Origin of the sequence: Brevundimonas bullata (genome assembly GCF_003350205.1) — a bacterium.
Lineage (GTDB): Bacteria > Pseudomonadota > Alphaproteobacteria > Caulobacterales > Caulobacteraceae > Brevundimonas > Brevundimonas bullata.
The window spans coordinates 116,834-138,961 of record NZ_QLLC01000006.1 but is presented as its reverse complement, the minus strand read 5'-3'; the positions used below and the strand labels follow the sequence as shown (position 1 = coordinate 138,961).

Below are 22,128 nucleotides of genomic sequence, written 5' to 3'. Positions count from 1 at the left end.
GTAACTAACCCAAGGACTCTGGTCGCCGCTGGATGAAAACTCAGAGGCACGTCACTGGCCCGGAATTCATAGATTAGTTCGCGGTCGTTTGGAAGCGTCAGGTCGGCCACAGCGTCGCCCAAAGTCGCCCTTCTTCGAGCGATCACGCTATCGAAGTGGTCCTGGAAATTGTCCCGAATATCTTGCCGCGCCCTTGCGGCCATCGACTTCCAATTGCGCCGCAGGAGAATTTCGTAGGCGTCTTGGGCGGGCTGGAAGAGCGCTTCCACTTCCTTCGCTAGAGCGTCGTCCGAATAAGTCTCCAGCAGCTTGAAACGAACCCTTTCGTGCTGGCGTGCCCCCTCCGCTGGAGCGAGTGCATTGCTAGATCGACGAACGATGATGCGCTCGCAATCTGGTAGCGAAGTAACCTCTCCGTCTTCCAGCGCGATCAACACGCTCGCAGCGCGTAATGACGCCGAGGGATCGCTGCGGAGAGCAAGCTTTTCCGCCGCCGTCAGGAGGCCGCGCCGGGCAAGGATCAGTGCGGCCTCCTCCCGAAGCGTCGCGTCGCGGTGACTGAACGCGAGCCGGATATCCTCTTCCTCCAGCTCGGCTAGGCCATCCCAAGTCATCTTACGGCGATGGGCCATGGGCAGAGAGGCGTTATGCCGAATGAGGAACTGCAGGGCTTCACTTCTAGACTGGCGAGATAGCCGCCGAAACATACCCGCCACGCTGGAGCCTTCCGTAGCGTAGTCGGCTCTGGCGTGTTCAACTCGGAGCGCTTCAAGGCTCGCCGAGTCGTCAAGCGCCGATAGGTATTCGATCAGCGCATTTCGTACGGGCCCTTTCGCGTCTGCAAACCGCTCCGCGATGATCGTTGGGTCCCAAGTGAAAGCGGCCCGGACAGCCGTGAGTACCTTGAGGGCACCGATGCGCAGCGTGTCATCGTCGCCCCAGACCGCTATCGCTCGTGTGTAGGACAGATCGTCATCTTTGTGAGCGAGCCACCGCCAAAGTGGGGTGGTTTGCGTGGAGATGTGCGCCAGTCCCGAGTCGATCAATCCGAGCGCCTCTGAGCTCGAAAGGTCTCCGTCTAGACCGGCCCGGAAAAGGACGTTCGCGTCGTGGGTGCCAAGATGGGCCTCAGACAGACCCGACACTGGCCAGGACGACGCGATCAATCGTAGACGGGCGATCTCTACTACCGAGTTCTGATCGCGCTGCTCTGGATCGGCCAACCGATCGACGAGCGCGCGCAGGCCCAGCAGTCGCTCGTCCTCGCCGACGTCGGTTTGGGCAAGGACAGGGTCCGACGGCGCGCCCGCGGTTTCAGCGGCCTCCGCATCCACAGGGAGCTGTTCCAGCTCGTCGATCACCTCGAAGATCGTGCGGTGGAGATTTTGCCGAAATCCCGTCTGCCAAGCTGCTGTTTCTGCCTCGAATTCTTTGTACAAGAACCTCTTCGACTGCTTAATCGTCTCCTTGAAGGATAGGACCTGCTTGAGCTGTATTCCTGGGTCTTGAATGGCCCCTGGATGTTTGAAGAACAACGCGATCCTTGGCTTTCCGGTCTTCTCAAAGAGCTCGCATGCCAGCGTGAACTCCTCGTGGAAGCCGGATGTATGACCGCTGCCTGTCACGTCTCCCCAGTGCCGATGCATCATCCCGACAAAAAGGAGCGACCGCTCCACGTCGGGATTGATCAGCGCCTGCGGCCGGCCGGCTTGAGGCAGGGTGTCTTCCCAGCCAAGCAGTTCGACTGCCCAGCTCATTCGTTCTGCGTGGACAGCATTCCATTCGGCCACGCAGCCGTGCGCGAATCGCCGCTCCTCGACCATATCGCCGGGCGAGGCGAGGAATACGCTCAGAATCTTTCGTGACCGAACCATGCTGATAATGATGCGCGGCGCCGGACATATCGTCCAGCTTTCACAATCATCGCCAGTTGGGGCGATCCGGTTAAAGAGCGATCCGGCAGCGGTTTGCGGGCCGCCGCCGGATCATGCCGTTCGGGAAAGGTCGGAATCCCGGCGGCGCTCAACTATAAGCTTTACCGTTAGGTCGTGTCTGCCTGTTTGGATTCGACGCCGTGTGCCGCCCGTCGGGCGCTGAGCTGTCATGAGATCCGTTGTCGTTCTGGCCGCCGTCGCCGCCCTGGTCGCGGGATGTTCCGATCCCAAGGCCGCCAGCAAGAAGAATTTCGAGACGGCCATCAACGACTGGATCAGCCAGAACCCGCCCTGTCTCTCGCTGCCCTACACCGGCGTGAGCGCAGCGGATCGCGCCGCGGACGTCGGCGTCTTCCCCCTCTATGTCGAGGCGGCGGTCAGCGAACACCCGATGCGGCTGGAGAACCAGAAGAAGGCGGCGGCGCCGTTTGAGGCTCTGGCGGCAGCGGGTCTGTTGAAGGGCGAGCCGGCGGAAATCACGCAGAGCGGGTTCTTTGCTGGACCTCAGCCCAAGCTGGCCGTCGTGGCCTATGCGCTGACGCCGGAAGGCGAGAAGGCTTTCAAGCCGCGGGGAGAGGGCGGATTCTGGAGTTCGCAGCCGGGCTTTTGCTACGGCGAGCCCGTCGTGAAGGAGATCGTCCGCTTCACCGAGCCCGGCGACATGATGGGCATGACGGTGTCCCAGGTCGAATACACCTGGCAGCTGAAGAACATGCCGGAATGGGCCAAGTCCAAGGCGATGCAGGCGCAGTTCCCGCAGCTGGCGCGCGACAACGCCGAGACCCTGGAAGGCAAGGTCGCCGTGGTCCTGATGAACGAGGGCTGGGTCCACGAGAAGGCGATGAAGCGCTGAGGCCTGGCGGGGCTGGGGCGGCTTCGGCCGCCTCTGCCCCGTGGACCTGAGCAGGGTGGTGGGCCAAGGTGACGGTCGGCCTTGTGGGAGGATGCCGTGGATGACTGCCAGACTGAGTTTGTGGAGCCTTTGGAGACGCTGCGGCGGCGTGCGCGGGCCACGCCCGGTCTGCTGCAGGACGACGCCTGGCGGATCGAAATGACGGCGGCGATCGCAGCGGCCCGAGCCTGCGGCGTCAGCTCCAAGACCCTCGCCGACTTCGAAGCCCTGTTGCGCGGATGAGGTCCGCCGCCCTCCAGCGAGGCGTGTTCGTGGTCTTCATGGCCGCGGCGGGGATCGTCTTCATAGCGGGCGTGGTCGTGTTCGCGCGCGGCGTTTCGATACTGCTTTGACGGGAACCACGGCGACGCTTTGGGGTTGTGCTGTTCGTGTTCTCCTGGGGAGGAGAACCGGGGAACGGCCCGGCAGCGCAACAGCCCCCCTTTACGGCGCGCCGGGCCGTTGTTCGCTTCGGCGAGGGGATCGCCGCAAACCGGCATTATGCAGCTTGCCAACTGAATCCGCGTGATTCAGACTTGGGACGCGTCTGATTTGACGCCGAGGCGTGAGAACCTCGCTTGAGCAGATCCTGAAAATCCCATTCGCGCTCCGTGGCGGCGGGTGGCCCGCGTGCATGTCCAGGTTCCTTTGGGGCTAAAGACGTGGGCGCATGTGTTTGAGCATGTTCTCAACACCCGGTGCTTCGGCCGGGCTCGCCTCTGAACCGGAGGCGAGCCCGTGTCGGATGGATTGGAAAAACTGCAGCCGGATGCGCCGATGACGCTGGACGGGCTGCATGGACGTTATGCGGCGTGGTTTCGGGCGCGGCTGGTTCGCCGCTATGGGGCGGCTGACGCGGAGGACATCCTGCAGGAGGCCTGGTTGCGGCTGGCGTCCTATCCGGGCCTGGCGGGCATCCGTCATCCGAAGGCCTTCCTGCTGCGCGTGGCCAGCAATCTGGCGCTGGGGCAGGTGAGGCGCAGTGCGGTGGCGGAGCGTTTCGCCGCTGTGACGCCGACCGTGTCGCATGAGGACGCCGACCAACTGGAGACGGTCTTCTTCCGGCAGATGGTCCTCGACTTGCCACAACCTCTCCGAGATGTCTTTCTTCTGTCCCGTGTGGGCGGACTGACGAACAGCCAGATCGCCGACCAGCTTGGTATCAGTCCAAAAACGGTCGAATGGCGTATGACGCGGGCTTTGGCGCGCTGCGCCGCCCAGGTTCGACGCTAGGGATGGGGCATCGCATGGCTGGCCCAAAGGCCCGTATGAGCGCCGCCGATATTGAAGCGGCTGAATGGCACGGACGCCTGGGCGGCCGGAACGTCGACGCCCGCATGATCGAGGACTTCTTCACCTGGCGCCAGTCGCCCGAGAACGCCGAGGCCTATCGGCGCGTGGAAACCGTCTGGTCCGGGACCGGCAAGCTGGCGGCAGATCCCCAGGTGAACGAGGCGCTTGAGGCCGCCTTCTCGCGGCGGACGCAGCGGCGTCGGCCGCCCCGGCTTCTGGTGGGCCTGGCCGCGGTCGGCGCCGCGGCTGCGCTCGCGGGGGGCTTCAGTTTCTGGCTGCAATCCCGCACCGTTTTCTCGACAGGGGTGGGGGAGGAGCGGCTTGTCCAGCTGGCTGACGGCTCTTCCGTACGCCTCGACACCGCGTCGCGGGTGAGGGTCCGGTTCGACGGCGGCCGCCGGTTCATCGAGCTCCAAGAGGGACAGGCCTTGTTCACGGTGGCCCATGATGCGGGCCGTCCCTTCGTGGTGGCGGCCGGCGACGCCCGGGTGACGGCGCTGGGCACGGTCTTCGACGTGCGCCGTGAGGTGGCGGGCGTCAAGGTGGTCCTGGTCTCCGGCGCCGTAGAGGTGGCTGACAAGGCGGGAGCGGCGAAACGCATGACCGCCGGCCAGCAGGCCAGGGTGACCAAGGCCGGGGTGGCGACCCGGGCGGCGGACGTGGACGTTGAGACGGGATGGATCGACGGCCGCATCGTCTTCCGGGACGCCCCGCTGCGGGCGGCGGTGGCCGAGGTGAACCGCTACCTGCCCGAGAAGATCGTTCTGGATGAGACGGTCACCGGCCGGGCATCGGTGAACGGGGTGTTCAGGACCGGGGATCGCGACGCCTTCGTCTCGACGGCGACGGAGGTGTTCGACCTCAAGGCCTCGGCCGGGCCGGGCGGAACCATCGTCCTGACGGGACGAAGCGAATGAACTGAAGGCGAGCGCCAGGGTCTTTCGGGGGCTCAGCCATCTCTTCTCAGACGCCATGGGGCGTCGTGGGGAGTCCTGAGATGAATCGTTTGAGTTTCGTGTCCGCCAGCGCGGTTGCGGCCTGCCTGTTCGCCGCCAGCCCGCCCGCTTGCGCCCAGGAGGCGCGCGTCTTCAATATTCCCGCCGGCTCGCTTCGCGACGCCCTCAACCTGTTCGCGACCCAGTCTGACCAGCAGATCCTGTTTTCCAGCGACCTTGTGGCCGGACGGCGAACCCCAGGGCTGAACGGCGCCTATGCGCCGTCGGCTGCGCTTGATCGACTCCTGGCCGGCACGGGTCTGGTCTGGCGCGAGACCCGACCGGGGGTGATCTTTCTTGGCGCGACCGACGTCGCGGCCGACGAGGTCACCCGGCTTGAGGAGGTGATCGTCACCGGCAGCCTGTTGCGGGGAACCGGACCGCTGTCGTCGCCGGTCGTGGTTCTGGACCGTGACGCCCTGGACCGGCGAGGTCGGGGGTCCGTGGCGGAGGTGCTGGCCGACCTGCCGCAAAACTACGCCGGCTCGGGGACGCCGGGAGCGGTATTGGGTTTCGCGGATCCCGCCGGCGGCAACAGCGCCCTGGCCACGGGGATCAATCTGCGAGGCTTGGGCGTCGGTTCGACCCTGACCCTGGTCAACGGCCGGCGTCTGGCGGGGACGGGTTCGCGCGGGGCCTTCGCCGACGCCTCGGCCATACCGTCCGCCGCCGTGGAGAGGGTGGACGTCCTGCTGGACGGCGCCTCGGCCCTCTACGGCTCCGACGCCGTGGCAGGCGTGGTCAATATCGTGATGCGGCGCGAGTTCGACGGCCAGGAGAGCCGGTTGAGGCTGGGCGCCGGGCAGGGCGGGAGCGAAGAGGTCGTCGTATCCCATATGGCGGGTCGGTCGTGGGACAGCGGCGCGGCCTACCTGGCCTATGAGCACCAGACGGCCAAGGGGCTGAACATGCTCGACCGGCCCTATACGGCCGACGGCGACCTGCGCCCGTTCGGGGGGACAGACCGGCGGGGGCTCTTCTCTTCGCCGGGCAATATCGTGGCCGTGTCGGGCGGGGCTTTCGCGTCGCAATGGGCCATCCGGCCTGGCGCTTCCGGAGTCGCGCAGGGTCCCGGGGATTTCGCGGCCGGTCAGGCCAACGGGACGGCCCTGCTGTCGGGGGCGGATCTCATGCCGGACGTTCGACGCGACAGCCTCTATGGGCGGGTGCGCCAGTCGTTAGGCGACCGGTTCGAAGCCAGCGCCGACGTGCGGTTCAGTCATCGCGCCTATGGCCTGCAGAACGCGCCGACGAGCACCGTCCTCACCATCACCGCCGCCAATCCCCACTTCGTGACGCCCAACGGCTCAACCCAGCATCTGATCGCCTATTCCTTCTACGGCGATCTCGGCCCGACGCGGAAGAAGGGGACGTCTCGAAGCCTGGGCCTCACCGCGGGCGGCGCCTATGACGTGGGGGCGGGCTGGTCTCTGGACGGCTATCTCGGCCTGGCCGAGGAAAGGGGCGAAAGCCTGGTCTTCAAGGTCGTCAACAGCGCCTACCAGGCCGAGGCGCTCGGCAATGGCGCCGATAATCCGGCAACGTCCTACGACCGCCTTCGCGACGGCTATTTCAACCCGTTCGGGGCCGGCGCGGCCAATGACCGGGCGGTGCTCGACTTCATCAGCCAGGGCTATTCGTACAAGCTGGAGCGCAGCCGCACGGGTTCGGCGAACCTGCTGGCGAGCGGGCCGGTTCTGAGGCTGCCGGGCGGCGATCTTGATCTGGCGGTGGGCCTCCAGGCCCGTCGGGAGAGCCTCTCCAGCCGCGCCCGCAACCTGACGTCGACGACGACGCCCCGGGACGTTCTTCAACCCCACTACGAACGGACCGTTCTGGCGGCCTTCGCCGAGGTCCGCCTTCCGATCGTCGGAGCGGACAACGCCCGGAAGGGCCTGGAACGTCTCGAACTGACGGCGGCCGCGCGGTTCGAGGACTATGACGACTTCGGCTCCACCACCAATCCCAAGATCGGTGCGGTCTGGTCCCCGGCGCGCGGCTGGAACCTGCGGGCCTCCCATGGAACGTCGTTCCGGGCGCCGGCCCTGACCCAGATGTTCGACGCCTCGGCGGCGACGATGACGACCGTGCCGCGCAGCGACGGCCTGCGGATTCTCAGCGTCTATCTCTACGGCGGCAACCCCGACCTCAAACCGGAGACGGCGACGACCTGGACGGCGGGCTTTGACTATGCGGCGGAGGGCGGCGCGCGGTTCAGCCTCGGCTATTTCGACACGCGCTTCTCGGACCGCATCAACCAGCCGGTCAACGAGAACCTTCAGGCGGTTTTGACGGATCCGTCGCTGGCCCCCTTCGTACGCCTGGTCGATCCGGCGGGGAGCGCCGCCGATCTCGCCCTGGTTCGGTCCTTCATCGAGGCGCCCGGCTTCCCGGCGGCGGGTCTCTACCCGCCGGATGCCTATGGGGCCATCCTCGACGGGCGCTGGGTCAATGCGGCGTCCGTCGATGTCAGCGGGCTCGACTTCGCCGCCGTCTATCCGGTGCGCTTCGGCGAGCAGGAGGTCGCGTTCGACCTCTCCGGATCCTGGCTGCTCGCCTATGACCAGCAGACCACCCCGGCGGCGCCCTCGCTCTCGGTGCGCGGACTGATCGGCTATCCCTCCGAACTGCGGTCGAGGGCGGGCGTGACATGGACGCGGGGCGAGCTTTCGGCCGGTCTGAACTGGAGCCATGTCGCCGCCTATGAGGATCGGGCGGGAACCCGGATCGACGCCTGGAACACGGCGGACTTTCAGTTGGGCTGGGACCCGGGGCGAGGCCTGCGGGTGCTCTTCAACGTTCAGAACCTGTTGGACGCCGATCCGCCCTTCTACGACGCGCCTTCCGGCGTGGGTTTCGATCCCGGCGGCGCGAATGCGCTCGGTCGCATGGTCTCCCTTCAGCTGATCAAGCGCTGGTAGGTCGCCATGGAAAAGCGCAACAGCCCCGCCCTGGCGGGGATCGCCCTCGCATGCCTACTTTGGACAGTCGAGGCTAGGGCGGAGAAGCGGCCCGTCGTCATCGACGACGTCCTGTCAATGTCGAGCTTCGGGGCTGTCTCCCTGTCGCCGGACGGTCGCTATGCGGCCTGGGAGCGGCAAGGCCCCTTTGACCAGGGGCCGCGCTTTGACCGCGACTGGCGGTCCGCCTGGAGCTCCGGGGTCCTGTTCGTCGCCGACCTGGACGCGGGGAAGGCGCCCGCGCCGATCGACGGCGGGGCGACCGGGCTGCTGCTCGGTCCCTGGTCCCCGGACGGGCGACGACTGATCGTCTATCGGCTCGTGGGCGAGATCGCCGAAGCCGGGATCGCCGATGTGCGAACCCGTCAGGTGCAATGGACCGGGCTCGCGCCGGACCTGCCGTTGAACGGCGCGGGGGCGGGCTGGATCAACGCCGAGCGGTTCGTCCTGAGCGTGAGGACCGACGGACGGACGCCCTGGCAGCTTCGGTTCCAGACCCCCGGGGCGGAGGTCATGGCCGAGCGCTGGCGAAAAAGCCGCCAAGGACAGGCGCCGTCGCGGCAGATTCTGGACACGCACGACGCCGCTGTATCAGCGGACGAAGCCTATGAGGTTCAGACCCTGATGACGGTCAGGGCTGACGACGGCGTCGGTACACCGGGGCTGACGGCGTCGATCCGGGATTTTCAGATTTCTCCAGACGGCGGCTGGACCGCGGTCCTCACCCAGGCGGAGGCGACGCCGCTGCGACCCGAGGAAAGAACCGTTCAGAGCGCCGTGCTGCGAAGGGGGCGTCTGCTTCTGGTCGAGACCGCCACGGGACGGACGGTCGCGCTCGAGGACGACCTTGATGTCGCGCCTAACCTGCTGCGCTGGTCGGCCGATTCCCGCGAGGTCGTCGTCTGGGCGCGTCGCGACGGTCAGACCTGGGGCGAGGGCGGCCTGGTCAGGATTTCGACGGAGGGGGCAATCCGCCCGGTCGATACCGGCGGGCTGGAGCCCAGGGAGAAGGGCAGAACCATCGATGAACTGCGGGCGGCGCGGGCCGACTGGGTGGGAGAGCATCTGATGATCTACGCCCGGCGGCCCGACAGCGACCGATTCGATTGGTGGCGGCTGGACCCGGACGGACCTGTCGCCGTGACGCAGCGTCTGGCGTCCGTACCCGACCGGCTGACCAGCGTGGGCGAGGTTTCGGCCAGGCTGGTCGCCGACGGCCGGCTGTGGGACCTGTCCGCGAGCGGAGCGATCGAGCCCGTCGGCGAAACGGAAAGCGGGCTGCGGTCCGCCGAGCCGGTCAACCTGCTGGACACGGTGCGCAGCCGGTCGAACAGCGCGGCGCGACGGGCATGGTCGCCCCTGTTCCAGGACGACCGTCTCACGGCGGTCAGGAATGACGGGAGCACGATCTGGCGGGCGCGTCGTGACTGCATCGGCGAAGCGAGGGTGCGGGCCGCGGCGGGCGAGCGGGCGCTCATGACCTGCGACGTTGAGGGCGTGTCCACCCTGACGGCGGCGGACCGCGCCGGCGACCGGGTGCTGGAGGTGCTGAACGGCGGCTTTCAGGATCTTCAGCTCGCCAGGCCGATCCCTGTTCCCCATCTTGATCGACTGGGCCGTCCCGTGACGAGCTACCTCTATCGCCCGCCTGGCGTGGAGGCGGCCGACATCCGCGGCGTGATCGTCGACTTCTATCCGGGCAGGGCGGACGCCGGTCGATGGACGGACGCCCTGAGCCTGAGGTCGGGCATGCAGGCCAGGGTTCTGGCCATGGGCGAGTATGCGGTCTTCTCGACGAGCACGACGCCGGAAGGCGAGAGCCGCCGCGCCGAAATGCTGGACGACCTTATGGTCGGACTGAACCTGGCGATCGACGCCGGTGCCGCGACCGCTCCGGACCTGCCCTGGTCGCGCCTGGGGCTCTATGGTCACAGCTTCGGGGGGTACAGCGCCCTGGGCGTGGCGGCCCGAACGGATCGCTTCAAGACCTATGTCGTCTCCTCGGCGCCGACCCTCCTGTTCAGCAAGTGGGGCGAGCCCATGCCGGCCAGCCGGCTGTGGCCCAACGCCGGCCCGGCCTGGAACCAGGGCGCAGGGTCAACAGAACAGGGACAGGCGGCCATGGGGGCTCCGCCTTGGGCTATCCCCGAAGCCTATGCCCAGGCCAGTCCGATGCTGGCCGCTCCCTGCATCAGGGCGCCGGTCATGCTGGTCACGGCGGATCGGGACTATGTGCCGGCCACCCAGTCGGAAGCCATGTTCGCCGCGCTCCACCGACTGGGAAAGCCGGCCAGACTGATCACCTACTGGGGCGAAGGCCACGGGATGACGAGCCCTGCCAACCTGCGCGATCTGCACCGACAGATCTTCCGTTGGCTGGACGAGACCCTGGGATGGTTACCATCCTCAGACCTGGAGGCGGTTGTCCCAGGCCCGCGCCCAGCCTTCGAACATGGCGGCCAGGAGGATGTCGGGATAGTCGCCGCAGCGGATCAGGGCGTCTCTTGTCAGGGCGGCCTCCGCCGACCGGCGATCAATGACGCCCAGGGCGGCGAGCCGCCCGTCCAGAAGCCAGGGTCTTAGGTCGGGGAGGCCGTCGGCGATCATGCGCCCGAAGTAGGCGGTCAGTTCGCCCTTCGAGCGCCGGTGGAGAACCTCGGGCGGCAGTCTGTCCCGGAAGGCGAGGCGGGCGAGAGCGCGATCTCGCCGGCCGAGGGTGAGTTGGGGCGTGGTCAGGCCGAGGCAGGCTTCGATCACGGGCTGTGAAAGCAGGGGATGGAAGACATCGACGGCGGCGGTGAGCCGGCTGGGGCCGTGGAGGCCGTGTCCTTGGAGCAGACTCATGACCTGAACGGCCTTGGCCGGTCCCCAGGCGGCCGCGTCGTTGAGCCAGGGATGATGCGGTGAGGGCGAAACGGACGGCGTGAAGAGATTCAGATCGCCGGGCTCCGGATAGAGCGGCTGCTTCCAGCGTAGGGCCTCCGACACCAGCGTCCAGACCGAACGTTCGTTGAGGCGCGCCAGACGAACGAGATCCTTTGAGCACAAGGCGCGCCACCCCTTGAGGCGCCAGAGATCGATGAAGACCCTCGCCGCCGCAGGCTGGATCAGCATGCCGTCGCCGCCCTTTCCCGTGAAGAGGCCCTCGACCCCGGCGCGGGAACAGCGGACCGCCCATTCCTGGTCGAAGTCGCCGTCCAAGGCCGCGAGGGAGGGGCGCAAGCGCTGCGGCGCCGCCTCGAGCGCGTCGCGGTCCAGGGCCGCCGCGCGACGGTTGAACCGGGTCACGTCTATGTCGAGATGCTTTTCGAGGGCTGCGACGAAGGCGCTTTCGTCCGCGCCGGGGCCCGGACCAGAAGCGTTGAGCCAGAGGCGGATCTCATGGCGGGGATGGAGAGCAGCGGCCACGATGCTGGGGTCGAGACCCCCGGATATCTCGGCGCCGACACCCTCCGCCGCGGAGGCCAGTCCATCCACCGCCTCCACGACGGCGGCGCGGAGATGGTCCGCAGCATCAGAGGTGGACAGGGACGTCAGATCGCGCCGATGGACATGGTCCGCCGGCGACCAGAGTGGGATCGTCTCCTCGGCGACGAGATCGCGCATCTCGCCGGGAAGGAGGGCGACCGGGCCGTCGAGAAGAAGGCAGGCGCTCAGGGCGGGAGGGTTCCGAACGGCTGCGGAAAGGCGCTCGGTCGAAATCCTCCAATCAGGCGCGACGGATGTCACGAGTCCGTCAGGAATGTCGGACGCCACGAAGGTCACGCCGTGGGCTGTCCAGTAGACGGCCTCGCGCGCGCCCGACGGGTCGCGCAGGACAGCCGTCGCTGCGCCTGACGGATCGAGCAGAACGCCGACATAGCGCCCCCAGATGCGGGCCATCATCTTGGCGTCGTAGGCGCGAGGATCCCGGTCATCGATGGACGGGAAGACCGGACGCCGGCGATCAAAGACGTCGCCGAACAGGGTCCAGGGCCCGATCCTGGAGACTTTCGGCGGGCGCGGGCCCCAGGTGATCATCCAAACCAGAGGGGACAGGCGGCGGGCTATGAAACCCTGGCGCTCGGCCTCGTCACACGCCGCGCGGGCCAGGCGCTCGCCAGCGAGGTCGTCAGCGCGTCGGCTGCACAGGAGGAAGTCGCCCATCACACGGCCATGATCGGCGTGAAGCCGCCGACCCTGTTGAGGGTGTCGCCGACGACGACATCTCTGACCTGGACCCAGCAGTGGGCGAAGAAGGGCCAGGTGCGTACGCCGAAAACCCAGGCGGCGTCGACGCCGCGGTTGCAAAGGCGGTCATGGAGCATCCAGGACCGCTGGAGGCAGTCGCCTTCGAAAGGGACCCAGGGACGAACGGCCTCGAAGGCCCCGGCTTCGCGCACGGCTTCAGCCAGATCCTGGCGGCGCGCGAAGCTTCGGCGCCGACGCGCGGTCTCGACGAGCGCCGCCAGGTTTTGACGCTTGAAGGCGGCCGTGGCGGCCAGGGCATGAGCCAGGCCCGAAAGGGCGGCCAGGGGAGGGGCGTCGCCGGGCAGGCGGATGTCGCTGACGGCTGGCGTCAGCGGAGTCCGCCAAAGCCTGTTGGTGCGGGCGGCCAGCCCTGCCGTCACGAGATCATCGACAACGGCCGCCGCGCCGCAGACGCCGCCGCCGTTGCGGACGGGCTGCAACAAGGCTGAGGCGCCGGTGATTAGAATATAGGCGTCGGTCCGAAGGTCGAGGACGACGATGTCCTCGTCCACCCAGGCGAAATGAACGCCCGCGACCAGATCCGCTTCAGCTAGGGCTGTCATGAGAGATCTCGACAGGGTCAAACGGGCGGTCGCGGAAGCGGCCGCCCGGTCCGTCCTACATGGGGAAGTCCGTGCGGAGGCCTGCGGCCTCGACGTACTTGCCCTCGATCTCCAGGCGGGTGAGATCATGCGCGCTGCCGACGCGCACCAGCTTCAGGATTTGGGTCTGCATGTCAGTCTCCTGCTTCAGTTCGCCACCTATCGTGGCGGACCCAGTGAGCGCCCGTAGCGACGGTCGGTGAAGCTATATCTGGAGTATATCTGTGCGCGGCGGATGCTCAGCGGCCGGGCTTGGGCCGCGCCTTGGCGAGGGCGTCCTGACCCGTTCGGATCCAGGCGCGGGCTTCGTTCTGGGCTGCAGTGGCATCGGCCAATCGATCGAACATCGCCGTTACGGCGCTGACGATGGCGCGCACGTCGAGATCGGCGATCTTGTCGCCCTGCGTCCGGTTGAAGGTCTGAAGGCCGACCGTGAGGATGGTGACGAGGTGATTGTCGGCCGTGTGAACCGCCAGTTCCGGCGCGCCGATGGCCACCGCCATCACCAGGGCGTGGGGATCGCTGCGCGTCGCCCGGGCGAAGCGATGGATGTGGTCGAGGTTGGGGCGGGTCTCGCCGGATTCGAAGCGCTGGTAGGTGCGCAGCGGCATGTGCATGGCGTCCGCCGTGTCGCGCGAACTCATGCCGCGCAGACGCCTCACCGCCCGGAGCGCCGCCGAGAGAAGCGCCCCGTCATGATTGGAAGCCGGCGGAACGCCTTTCGTTTCCGCATCCATTTTCTCACCCCGAGATTGCGGCCCCGCAGGGCCGGAACGACGCATGGCGACGAAGACCGCGCCGCTTTCCGGCGCTCCCGCCGTCGGTTTTCGGCGGGGCTGGCGACGTTCTTCGGCGCGAGAGAACGCTGGTGTTCTCAACTCATTGGAGAAGCCGGCGTCGCTGTTCAATAGTTTTCTCATGCGAGGGGAGAGGATGCTTTGACCCGAAACCGCGATCCGTTCCATCAGGCGCTCGGCAGCCTGAGGTTGCGCGTGGAGCAGGGGTTCTATGGCGCGGGCCAGCCGGTCGTCATCGTCGAGGAGGCGCGGCGCCTGCGCTTGTCGACCACGCCGGTGCGGGAGGCCCTGGCCTGGCTTGCGGGCGCGGGGCTGGTCGAACGCGCTCCGCTTGGCGGCTACGTCACGCTTCAGCTGGATCCCGCGACGGTCCGGGATCGTCTGGCCTTTCGCCTTCATTGCCTCCGCTTGAGCCTGGACGGCACGGCGGGTCTGCCGGCGGCGTCGGCGCCGGATGAGGAGGGCGTCCGGGCCATGCTCCATCGCGACCTCGACCGTCTGGTCCAGAGCAGCGGCAGCGACGCCCTTCTCGACGCTTTTCGGCGCGTGTCGTCGCGACTGGCGCAGATCAGAGGGGCGGAAGAACAGGTTTTCGCAGACCTCGACGACGAGGCGGCCGGCATCTCCACCCTTCTGGCCCAGGCTGACATCCAGGCGCTCGAGATTGCTCTGAGCCGCTACCACCATCGCCGCATGGAGGCGGCGGCGCTGCTGGTGCTCGAAACGATGACGGGGACGCCGTCGGACGCTGGAGAGGATGCGCCGTGAAGGGGCGGCTCATAGGCCTGGCGGCGGGAATCCTTATCGGCCTGAGCGCGGGAACACAGATGTTCGCCTGGACCTACGGATGGTCCTCGGTGCTGGGGCCGGCCTGGCGGCCCGGTCCGACGCTCGCCGTCTATCCGCCCTGGTCGATCCTGGTCTGGCGAAGGACCTACGGGGCGGAAGCCCGCGAGGCCCTGAACCGCAGCGGCGTCGCGATCCTGGCGGGGGCGCTGGGCGGATTGAGCCTGGGTGTCGTGGCGGATAGCCAGGGCCGGACAGTTCGGCGACGCGGCTGGGGCGGTCTGACGGAGGCGCGGCGCGCGGGCTTTCTCGCGAAGTCGGGCGCCGTCCTGGGGGAGTTTCGCGGGCGGCTGCTGGCGACGACGGACCTGCGGCCGACCCTGGTGACGGGCGGGACGCGCAGCGGCAAGGGCAGGGGGCATGTGGTTCCCACCCTGCTGTCGTGGGGCGGCAGCGTCCTGGTCCATGATCCCAAGGGCGAGCTCTGGGCTGTGACGGCCGGCTGGCGGTCGCGGTTTTCCCACGCCCTCTATCTGGCGCCCCGGCATCCCGCTTCGGCGCGATGGAATCCCCTGGCGGAGATCCGGCCCGGAGCGGGCGAATTGGCCCAGGTGCAGAGGCTGGTCGCCATTCTGTCCGATCCCGGCGGGACGCGCGACGAGGAGGCCATCTGGGACAAGGCGGCCTCGGAGATCCTCGAGGCGGTGATCCTGCATGTCCTCTACACCGCCGAGGATCAGGACAAGACCATGCTGAAGGTCCGGGAACTGCTGGCCGACCTCGACGAGGCGGCGGACGTCATGCTCAAGACCCTGCATCGCCTTGGACCGGACGGCGAGCCGCAGGCCCATCCTTTCATCCAGACCGCGGTGAAGGGCTATGCGGCCATGCATGACCGGTTCCGCACCTCGGTCCAGGGGACGGCGCGGTCCTATCTGAAGTGGCTGGCGGGCGAGGACGTGGAGCGGGTTTTGGCCGCCTCGGACTTCGCCATGGGCGATCTGATGTGCGCCGAAGCGCCCCTGTCGCTTTATGTGCAGGTGGCGCCGGCGGATGCGGCGGCGCTTCGGCCCCTGGTGCGGCTGCTCTTCTATGCGGCGGCCCAGGCCCTGACCGCCGAAGAGAAGCTAGATGCTGCGGGGCGGCCCAAGCGCCACAAGTTGCTGATGGTCATGGACGAGTTCCCGCTGCTGGGGCGGCTGGCCTTCTTCGAGAAGTCGCTGCGGTTGATGAGCGGATACGGCATCAAGGCCATGTTCGTCGCACAGTCCCTGAACGACATCGTCGAGACCTACGGCCCCCACAACACCATCCTCGACAACTGTCATGTCTACACCGCCTTCTCGGCCCTCGACCCGCTGACCCAGGACAAGGTGTCGAAGCTGACCGGCTCGGTCACGGAGACCCGGACCAGCCGCAGTTCGCCCTCAGGGTTCGGCGCGGGGCGAAGCACGGTGTCGCGGTCCGAGGTCGAGCGGCCCTTGCTGGAGCCTGGCGAGATCCGAGCCCTTCCGGATCATCTGCAATTGGTCTTCGTAGCCGGCCAGCGTCCGCTCCGCTCCGAGAAGCTGCTTTACGACCGGCGCGAGCCGTTTCGTAGCCGCGCCCATGGACCTCTTCCGGACCAGGCGCTGGGCGTGGACGCGCCGGGGGCTCCGCCTCATCCCTGGCTGGGGCGGCGCAGCCTCGGCCGGGACGACGGGGCCAGCCTGCCGCTGTTCAAGGAGGTCGCGGGCGCCATGGACGACAGGAGAGCCGCCGCGCGCGCCGCGGACATCTATGGCCGGGTGGCCCAGGAAATGGCGGCGCAGCAGGCGGTGTTGGATCAGTTGCAAGGAGGGAGCGATGGCTAGAGGTGAAAAGCTGGCGACGCGTGTGCAGGTCTATCTCAACGACCCCAAGGTGGTGTCGAGCCTCAACCGGGAAGCCAGGCTTGGGCGCATCGCCCTGAGCCAGGCGGCGGGGCAGGCCATCATGCGGGGCCTGGCCCGGAACCCGAAGGTCGATCCGGAAGATCGGCTGTTGAACCTGGAGCGATCATTGCGCGACCACATGCGGTCGACCGGGCGGGACATGCAGATCGTCCAGGAACTCCTCATCGAACTGGCCAGGGCCTTCTTCCTGCGCCTGCCTGACGCGGTCGCGGACGAGGATCCGACGGTGCAGGCCGCCGTCGAGCGGCGCATCGAACGTCTGCTGGATGAGACCGCCGCCCGGATCGTCTCGGGTCGTCGTGACGGAGAGCGGGCTGTGGTTTCAGCAGAGCCTCGGTCCTTCGCGGCCGCCAGTTAGGTGGCGCCCCATCCGATCATCGCCGAGCGAAAGCTTGAGGCGCTGCGCCACGCACTGGGGGCGACGGTGTTCGCCGGGCTCGAGGAGCCGACCGTGGTCGAGATCCTCGCCAATCCGGACGGACGACTGATCCTGGATCGGGTCGGTGAGGGGCGTTGCGATACCGGGTGCGTTCTGTCGATTGAGGCGCGGGAGCGGACCATTCGGCTGATCGCGGACTATGTCGGCGAGACGGTGACGCGGGAGAACCCGCGGCTGTCAGGCGTGCTGCCTGAGACGGGCGAGCGGTTCCAGGGGGTGTTGCCGCCGGTCTCCGTCGGCCCTGCCTTTTCCATCCGCAAGCGTCCCGCAGTGATCTGGGGATTGGAGGATTATGTGCACGACGGCGTGATGACCAAGGGGCAGGCCGACGCCTTGCGTATTGCTGCATCAGAACGCCACAACATACTGATTTCCGGAGGTACAGGTTCAGGAAAAACGACGCTGGCCAATGCGATTCTGGCTGATCCGGCCTTCGCCGAGGATCGGGTCTTCCTCATCGAGGATACGCCTGAGCTGCAGTGTTCGGCCTGGGACGTCGTGTCGGTCGTGACCCGCCGCCAGCCCATGGCCATCGGCGTGGCGGACCTCGTTCGCGACGCCCTGCGCATGCGGCCGGATCGGATCGTCATCGGTGAGATGCGCGACGGCGCAGCCGCGCTTGAGACCCTCAAGAGTTGGAACACCGGGCATCCCGGCGGTCTGTCCACCGTCCACGCCAACTCGGCGCCCGAAGCGCTGCGGCGCATTGAGGATCTGATCGGCGAGGTTGCGAGCCAGGTTCCCCATCGGATGATCGGAGACGCCGTGGATTGCGTCGTCCACATTCGTCGGACGCCGTCAGGACGTCAGGTCGAAGTCGTGATCGCCGTGAATGGGTTTGCGGACGGCGGATATCGGATCCAGCCGCTGGCCTGATCATCCAATAGCTTTTCTGAGCGCCGATGGTGGCCGGTGTCGTTCAAGCCCAAGGACCAGGCCCATGCCCGTTGCCGCACTTTGCGCTGTACGGGGACTGGTTAGCCTTAAGGCCTGTCCAGCCACGACCGCGGCCCCGGCGTCTGGGTCGTCGGGCGTCTTCCTTGTGATTTCAGAAAGGCATTACTCCGGTCCTATTGTCCAGCTGGACGCCGAAGCCTTGGCTGCGCCTGGCCACGCGGTCCAGGATGGAGGCCGCGTCAATGGGAGAGGCCAGGGCGGGCAGGCCGCGCGTGGCCATGTCATCGGGGCCGTTCAGGCCGACTTCGTTGAGGGTGATAGGAACCAGGCGAACTGTGCGACAGCGGCCCCCGTCGAAGGCGCAGTCGGCGATGACGCCTTGCCAGCACTCGGGCGGATAGGCGCCGACGGGCTTTTCGGTCTGGAAGAAGAAGTTTCCGAGACCATAGAGCAGCGGCGCGCCCTGATAGACCTCGATCCCCTGCACCACGGGCGCGCCATGCCCGGCGACGACGGCGGCGCCGGCGTCGACGCAACGGCGGGCCAGGGCGCGCTGCCAGTCGGGAACCTCGGCCATGTCCGGCTCCCAGTCGTGGTTGTGCTGATAGGCGATGACGACCTGGGCCTGACGACGGGCGGCGGTGATGGCGTTCAGGATGCGTTCGACGTCCTCGGTGACAGGCTGGCCGGAGACGTCGCGGCGCAGTTCGTTGACGCCGGGGCGCTCGGGCGTGGCGGCTCCGCCCGGTCGCACCTTGCCGGTGGCGAAGGCGACCAGACCGACGGTTCCGGCGCTGGAGCCGGCGTAGGCCGGGCTTGAGGCGGCGGCCAGATCGGCGCCGCTGCCGGTCGAGGCCAGGCCCGCCGCGCGCAGGGCGCTGACGGTGTCGAGGATGCCGCCGGCGCCGAGGTCGAAAGCGTGGTTGTTGGCAGTGGCGACCAGGTTGATGCGGGCGGTCTTCAACGCCTCCAGCATCTGCGGACCCGCGGCGTGCAGGGTCAGCAGGTCGCGCGTCGGCGCCCCGGCGTTGGGCCCCTGGATCACCGTCTCCAGATTAGTGAAGACCACATGGCTGCGCGCCAGATGGGCGGCGACGCCCGCGCGGCCCGGCCATTCGTGGGCAGCGGGGGCGTGCTCGATCAGGGCCTGACCCAGCAGGCTGAGCCGCAGGGATGGAGGCTTGGCCCATGCGGCCGGGGCCAGCGCCGCCGCGCCTGCCGCCAGAAACCCTCGTCGATCCATGCCGTCCTCCCCTGATCGACGACCATAAGATCGCGGTTCGGATTTCCGGTAGATCATGCCGTGAACGCATGGACGGATACGAAACTGCAATAATGTTGCATTCGGTCTCGCGACCCGGCTCCTTCCGGCTCAATCGCACGTCTCGACCAAAAACAGGGACGGCTCAGGGCATTGGAAGATTCGGGGAGTGACCATGACGGGATCGGTTAACGGACAGGCGCGACGCCTGAGGAATGGCGCGGCGCTGGCGGTGCTGGCATGGGTCGGGGCAGGCGCGGCCTGGGCGCAGGAGCAGGCGACGCCCGCACCGGGTTCGCAGCCTGAGGCCGCGACCTCGGTCGATGAGATCGTCGTCACCGGCTCACGGATTCAGCGCAAGGACGCCGACTCGGTCGGCCCCGTCCTGACCTTGACCGCCGAGGACATCAAGAATTCGGGCGCCACGTCGATCGGCGACCTGTTGCAGAAGCTGCCGTCGGCGGGCGTCAGCCTGAACAGCAACGGCACCCAGGGGACGTCTTACGGCGCCTCCTCGATCAACCTGCGCTACCTCGGCGGGGCCGAGGGCAGCGGCAACCGCGTCCTGGTGCTGGTCGACGGCCACCGCTGGGTGGACGGGGTAGGCCAGCGCGGCTTCCGCGACTTCGTCGATCTGAACACCATGCCGCTGGGCATGATCGAAGGCATTGAGGTGCTGAAAGACGGCGCATCGGCCATCTATGGCGCAGACGCCATCGCCGGGGTGGTCAACATCCAGACGATCCGCGATTTCGACGGCGTGCGCCTGAGCACGCGTTACGGCTCAACCGATCGCGGCGACGGCGAGCAGTTCCAGACCATCGCCAACTTCGGCAAGCGCTTCGATAACGGCGCTCTGGTCTTCTCGGCCAGCTATGTGAAGGACAGCCCGATCCTGACCGAGGATCGCGACCTGACCCGCACCAGCCTGGTGCCGGTGACGACGCCGGGCACCAGCCCCTATGGCCTGTTCATTTTGCCGGGCCTGTCCAACAACGCCTTCTTCGGCACGGGTGCGGGCTTTGGCTCCTCGGCTGCGCCCATCGTCGCCAACGGCCTGGGGAACTATGGCGCGGGCGCCGCGGCGGACAACAGCTTCCACGTCGCCAGCCTGCCGGGCGACTACTACAACACCCAGGCTCAGGGCATCTATACGACCGGCCCCAGCGAGCGCTACGGCTTCTATGGTCGCTATCGCGGCGACCTGTCGGACAAGCTGTCCTTCCACGCCGAAGCCCTGTTCAACCGCCGCGTCTCGGACCAGATGTTCTCGCCGGTCCTGCTGGACATTGGCGGTACGTCCGGGACCATCCGCGGCTTCAGCTTGCCGTCGAACCACGCCTTCAACCCGTTCGGGACCGCCAACGGCGTGCCGACCGCCAACGCCCTGGCCTTCGGCGCCAACCAGGCCTGGCGCGTGCGCAAGGTGATGACGGACGTGGGCAACCGCGACAACGTCCAGGACGTGAAGACCTATCGCTTCGGCGCGGGCTTCGACGGCGAACTGAACCTGTTCGGACGCGACTTCAGCTGGGACGCCTACGGCAGCTACGCCCGTAACGAGATGAAGTCCTCGGCGCTGAACGGCATCAACTACGAGAACCTGTTCCTGGGGCTGGGCAATCCGGCGACCTGCGCCGCGACCGCGGGCTGCGTCCCGGTCAACCTGTTCGCGCCGATGACGGCCGAGGCGGCGGACTTCATCCGCTACACCACGCGCGAGACGAACAGCACCGAGATCTATGATCTGGCGTTCAACATCACCGGCGACGTCTATGAGCTGCCGGCCGGTCCTCTGGCCGTGGCGGCGGGCTATGAGTATCGCCAGAACAAGGCGACCGACGCGCCGGACCCCTATGTCAACGCGACGCCCAAATATCTGTCGAGCGCCTACACCACCACCACCTCGCAGACGCGCGTGCCGACCACCGGCCAGTACAGCCTGCACGAAGCCTATCTGGAGGTGGCGGCGCCCCTGCTGCGCGATCTGCCAATGGCCCAGAGCCTGGATCTGAGCCTGGCCGCCCGCTACTCGAACTATGACACCGTCGGCGACGCCACGACGATGAAGGTCGGCATGGGCTGGCGTCCGATTCAGGACGTGCTGGTGAGGGGCACCTGGTCACAAGGTTTCCGCGCCCCGTCTATCCTGGAACTGTTCCAGGGCGGTCGCGAGGTCTCTCTTCAGGTCATCGATCCCTGCAACGGCGGCGCTTCGGCCAACCCCAGCCTGCTGGGCTGCGTCGGCGTGCCGACGGGCTACAATCAGGCCAACTACAACCTGAACGGTCTGATCCCCGGCACGACCTCGGGCAATGTCGATCTGAAGCCCGAGACGGCCGATACCTTGAGCTTCGGCGTCGCGGTCAAGCCGCACTGGGTTCCGGGTCTGAGCCTGACGGTCGACTGGTACGACATCAAGATCACGGACGCGATCGCCTCCCAGTCTCCGGCCCAGATCATGAGCCTTTGCGCCGTGCGCGGCGGGGTCTATTGCGACCTGATCACGCGGGACGCTTCGACCGGCGCGGTGCTGAACCTGGTGCAGGGTTCGCAGAACCTGAACGAGATCCGCACCTCGGGCGTCGACGCCACGGCGCGCTATGAGTTCAACACCTCGATCGGCCGTTTCGCCGCCGTGATCGACGCCTCCTACCTGAGCGAGTTCTCGACGGTCAGCCCGGATCCGGCGGGCGGCCCGGCCATCGTCGACGATCGCGCGGGCAAGGGCGACCGTTCGCGCTCGACCTATCCCCACTGGAAGGGACAGACCTCGCTGCGCTGGAGCGACGGCCCGGCGAACCTCATGTGGCGTGGGCGCTATATCGGCGATAGCACCGACGTCGTGAACACGGTCAAGGACGCCAAGACCGACGCGGTCTTCTATCAGGACCTCGAGGCGGGCTATCGCTTCGACCGCTACGACACGACCCTGACGGTCGGGATCAACAACCTCTTCGACGTGATGCCGCCGGCCTCCTACGCCAACGCCCCGATCAACTTCGACATGTACACCTATGACGTGCGGGGCCGCAGCGCCTACGTTCGCCTCGGCTTCCAGTTCTAGGATCAGGCGTTTCTCATGACGGACACCGAGGCTCCGCCGGC

15 protein-coding genes and 1 pseudogene are annotated in these 22,128 nt (G+C 67.3%); 11 read left to right on the top strand and 5 right to left on the bottom strand.

Annotation, left to right across the window (positions count from 1 at the left end; genetic code table 11):
* The coding region (locus tag DXK21_RS04630; RefSeq protein WP_211305964.1) for a hypothetical protein at positions 1–1,874 on the bottom strand (1,874 nt) is incomplete at its 3' end.
* Positions 1,875–2,103: 229 nt separating this feature from the next.
* Between DXK21_RS04630 and DXK21_RS04625 the strand changes: the two genes are divergently transcribed.
* From DXK21_RS04625 to DXK21_RS17090, 6 genes and pseudogenes are all read left to right on the top strand, one after another.
* Positions 2,104–2,787: a hypothetical protein gene (locus tag DXK21_RS04625; RefSeq protein ID WP_114816596.1), complete on the top strand. Its 684-nt coding sequence runs from the start codon at positions 2,104–2,106 to the stop codon at positions 2,785–2,787.
* Between the two features lie 96 nt (positions 2,788–2,883).
* Entirely contained in the window at positions 2,884–3,069 is a 186-nt protein-coding gene (locus tag DXK21_RS04620) for a hypothetical protein (protein ID WP_162790580.1), read from the top strand.
* Between the two features lie 495 nt (positions 3,070–3,564).
* Positions 3,565–4,059 (top strand): RNA polymerase sigma factor, encoded by a 495-nt coding sequence (locus DXK21_RS04615; protein WP_146763783.1) that lies wholly within the window; start codon positions 3,565–3,567, stop codon positions 4,057–4,059.
* A gap of 35 nt (positions 4,060–4,094) precedes the next feature.
* On the top strand, positions 4,095–5,036 hold the full coding sequence (locus tag DXK21_RS04610; protein ID WP_245945102.1) for a FecR family protein: 942 nt from the start codon (positions 4,095–4,097) through the stop codon (positions 5,034–5,036).
* A gap of 80 nt (positions 5,037–5,116) precedes the next feature.
* Positions 5,117–8,035 (top strand): TonB-dependent receptor, encoded by a 2,919-nt coding sequence (locus DXK21_RS04605; RefSeq protein ID WP_114816593.1) that lies wholly within the window; start codon positions 5,117–5,119, stop codon positions 8,033–8,035.
* Positions 8,036–8,041: 6 nt separating this feature from the next.
* Positions 8,042–10,456, top strand: a pseudogene (locus DXK21_RS17090) (S9 family peptidase); the annotation flags it as partial.
* Positions 10,457–10,480: 24 nt separating this feature from the next.
* Here the strand turns inward: DXK21_RS17090 and DXK21_RS16855 are convergent.
* The 3 genes from DXK21_RS16855 to DXK21_RS16460 all read right to left on the bottom strand — a co-directional run bounded on the left by DXK21_RS16855 (position 10,481) and on the right by DXK21_RS16460 (position 13,643).
* Positions 10,481–11,839, bottom strand: a complete 1,359-nt coding sequence (locus DXK21_RS16855) for an asparagine synthase-related protein (RefSeq protein WP_162790579.1) — start codon at positions 11,837–11,839, stop codon at positions 10,481–10,483.
* 380 nt (positions 11,840–12,219) lie between these two features.
* The gene (locus DXK21_RS04590; RefSeq protein WP_162790578.1) at positions 12,220–12,867 is read right to left on the bottom strand and encodes a lasso peptide biosynthesis B2 protein; all 648 of its coding nucleotides are present in this window, start codon (positions 12,865–12,867) and stop codon (positions 12,220–12,222) included.
* Between the two features lie 278 nt (positions 12,868–13,145).
* Entirely contained in the window at positions 13,146–13,643 is a 498-nt protein-coding gene (locus DXK21_RS16460) for a helix-turn-helix domain-containing protein (RefSeq protein WP_281269019.1), read from the bottom strand.
* A gap of 201 nt (positions 13,644–13,844) precedes the next feature.
* On the opposite strand from DXK21_RS16460, the gene DXK21_RS04580 reads away from it, so the two are divergent.
* Genes DXK21_RS04580 through trbB form a run of 4 tightly spaced genes read left to right on the top strand, consistent with a single transcriptional unit; the run spans position 13,845 to position 17,738 of the window.
* A complete protein-coding gene (locus tag DXK21_RS04580) occupies positions 13,845–14,471 on the top strand; it encodes a GntR family transcriptional regulator (RefSeq protein ID WP_114816588.1) in 627 nt (208 codons plus the stop codon).
* A gap of 59 nt (positions 14,472–14,530) precedes the next feature.
* The gene (locus DXK21_RS04575; protein ID WP_245945101.1) at positions 14,531–16,342 is read left to right on the top strand and encodes a type IV secretory system conjugative DNA transfer family protein; all 1,812 of its coding nucleotides are present in this window, start codon (positions 14,531–14,533) and stop codon (positions 16,340–16,342) included.
* The gene (locus tag DXK21_RS04570) at positions 16,335–16,781 is read left to right on the top strand and encodes a hypothetical protein (RefSeq protein ID WP_245945100.1); all 447 of its coding nucleotides are present in this window, start codon (positions 16,335–16,337) and stop codon (positions 16,779–16,781) included. Before DXK21_RS04575 ends, DXK21_RS04570 begins: the two co-directional genes overlap by 8 nt.
* On the top strand, positions 16,782–17,738 hold the full coding sequence (gene trbB, locus DXK21_RS04565; protein WP_114816587.1) for a P-type conjugative transfer ATPase TrbB: 957 nt from the start codon (positions 16,782–16,784) through the stop codon (positions 17,736–17,738). It abuts the gene before it with no gap.
* A gap of 172 nt (positions 17,739–17,910) precedes the next feature.
* Here trbB and DXK21_RS04560 read toward each other — a convergent pair whose 3' ends face one another.
* Positions 17,911–19,002, bottom strand: a complete 1,092-nt coding sequence (locus tag DXK21_RS04560; RefSeq protein ID WP_114816586.1) for a CapA family protein — start codon at positions 19,000–19,002, stop codon at positions 17,911–17,913.
* 193 nt (positions 19,003–19,195) lie between these two features.
* Here DXK21_RS04560 and DXK21_RS04555 point away from each other — a divergent pair, with 193 nt between their 5' ends.
* Complete coding sequence (locus DXK21_RS04555) at positions 19,196–22,087, top strand: TonB-dependent receptor (RefSeq protein WP_114816608.1); 2,892 nt, start codon at positions 19,196–19,198, stop codon at positions 22,085–22,087.
* Positions 22,088–22,128 lie beyond the last annotated feature (41 nt).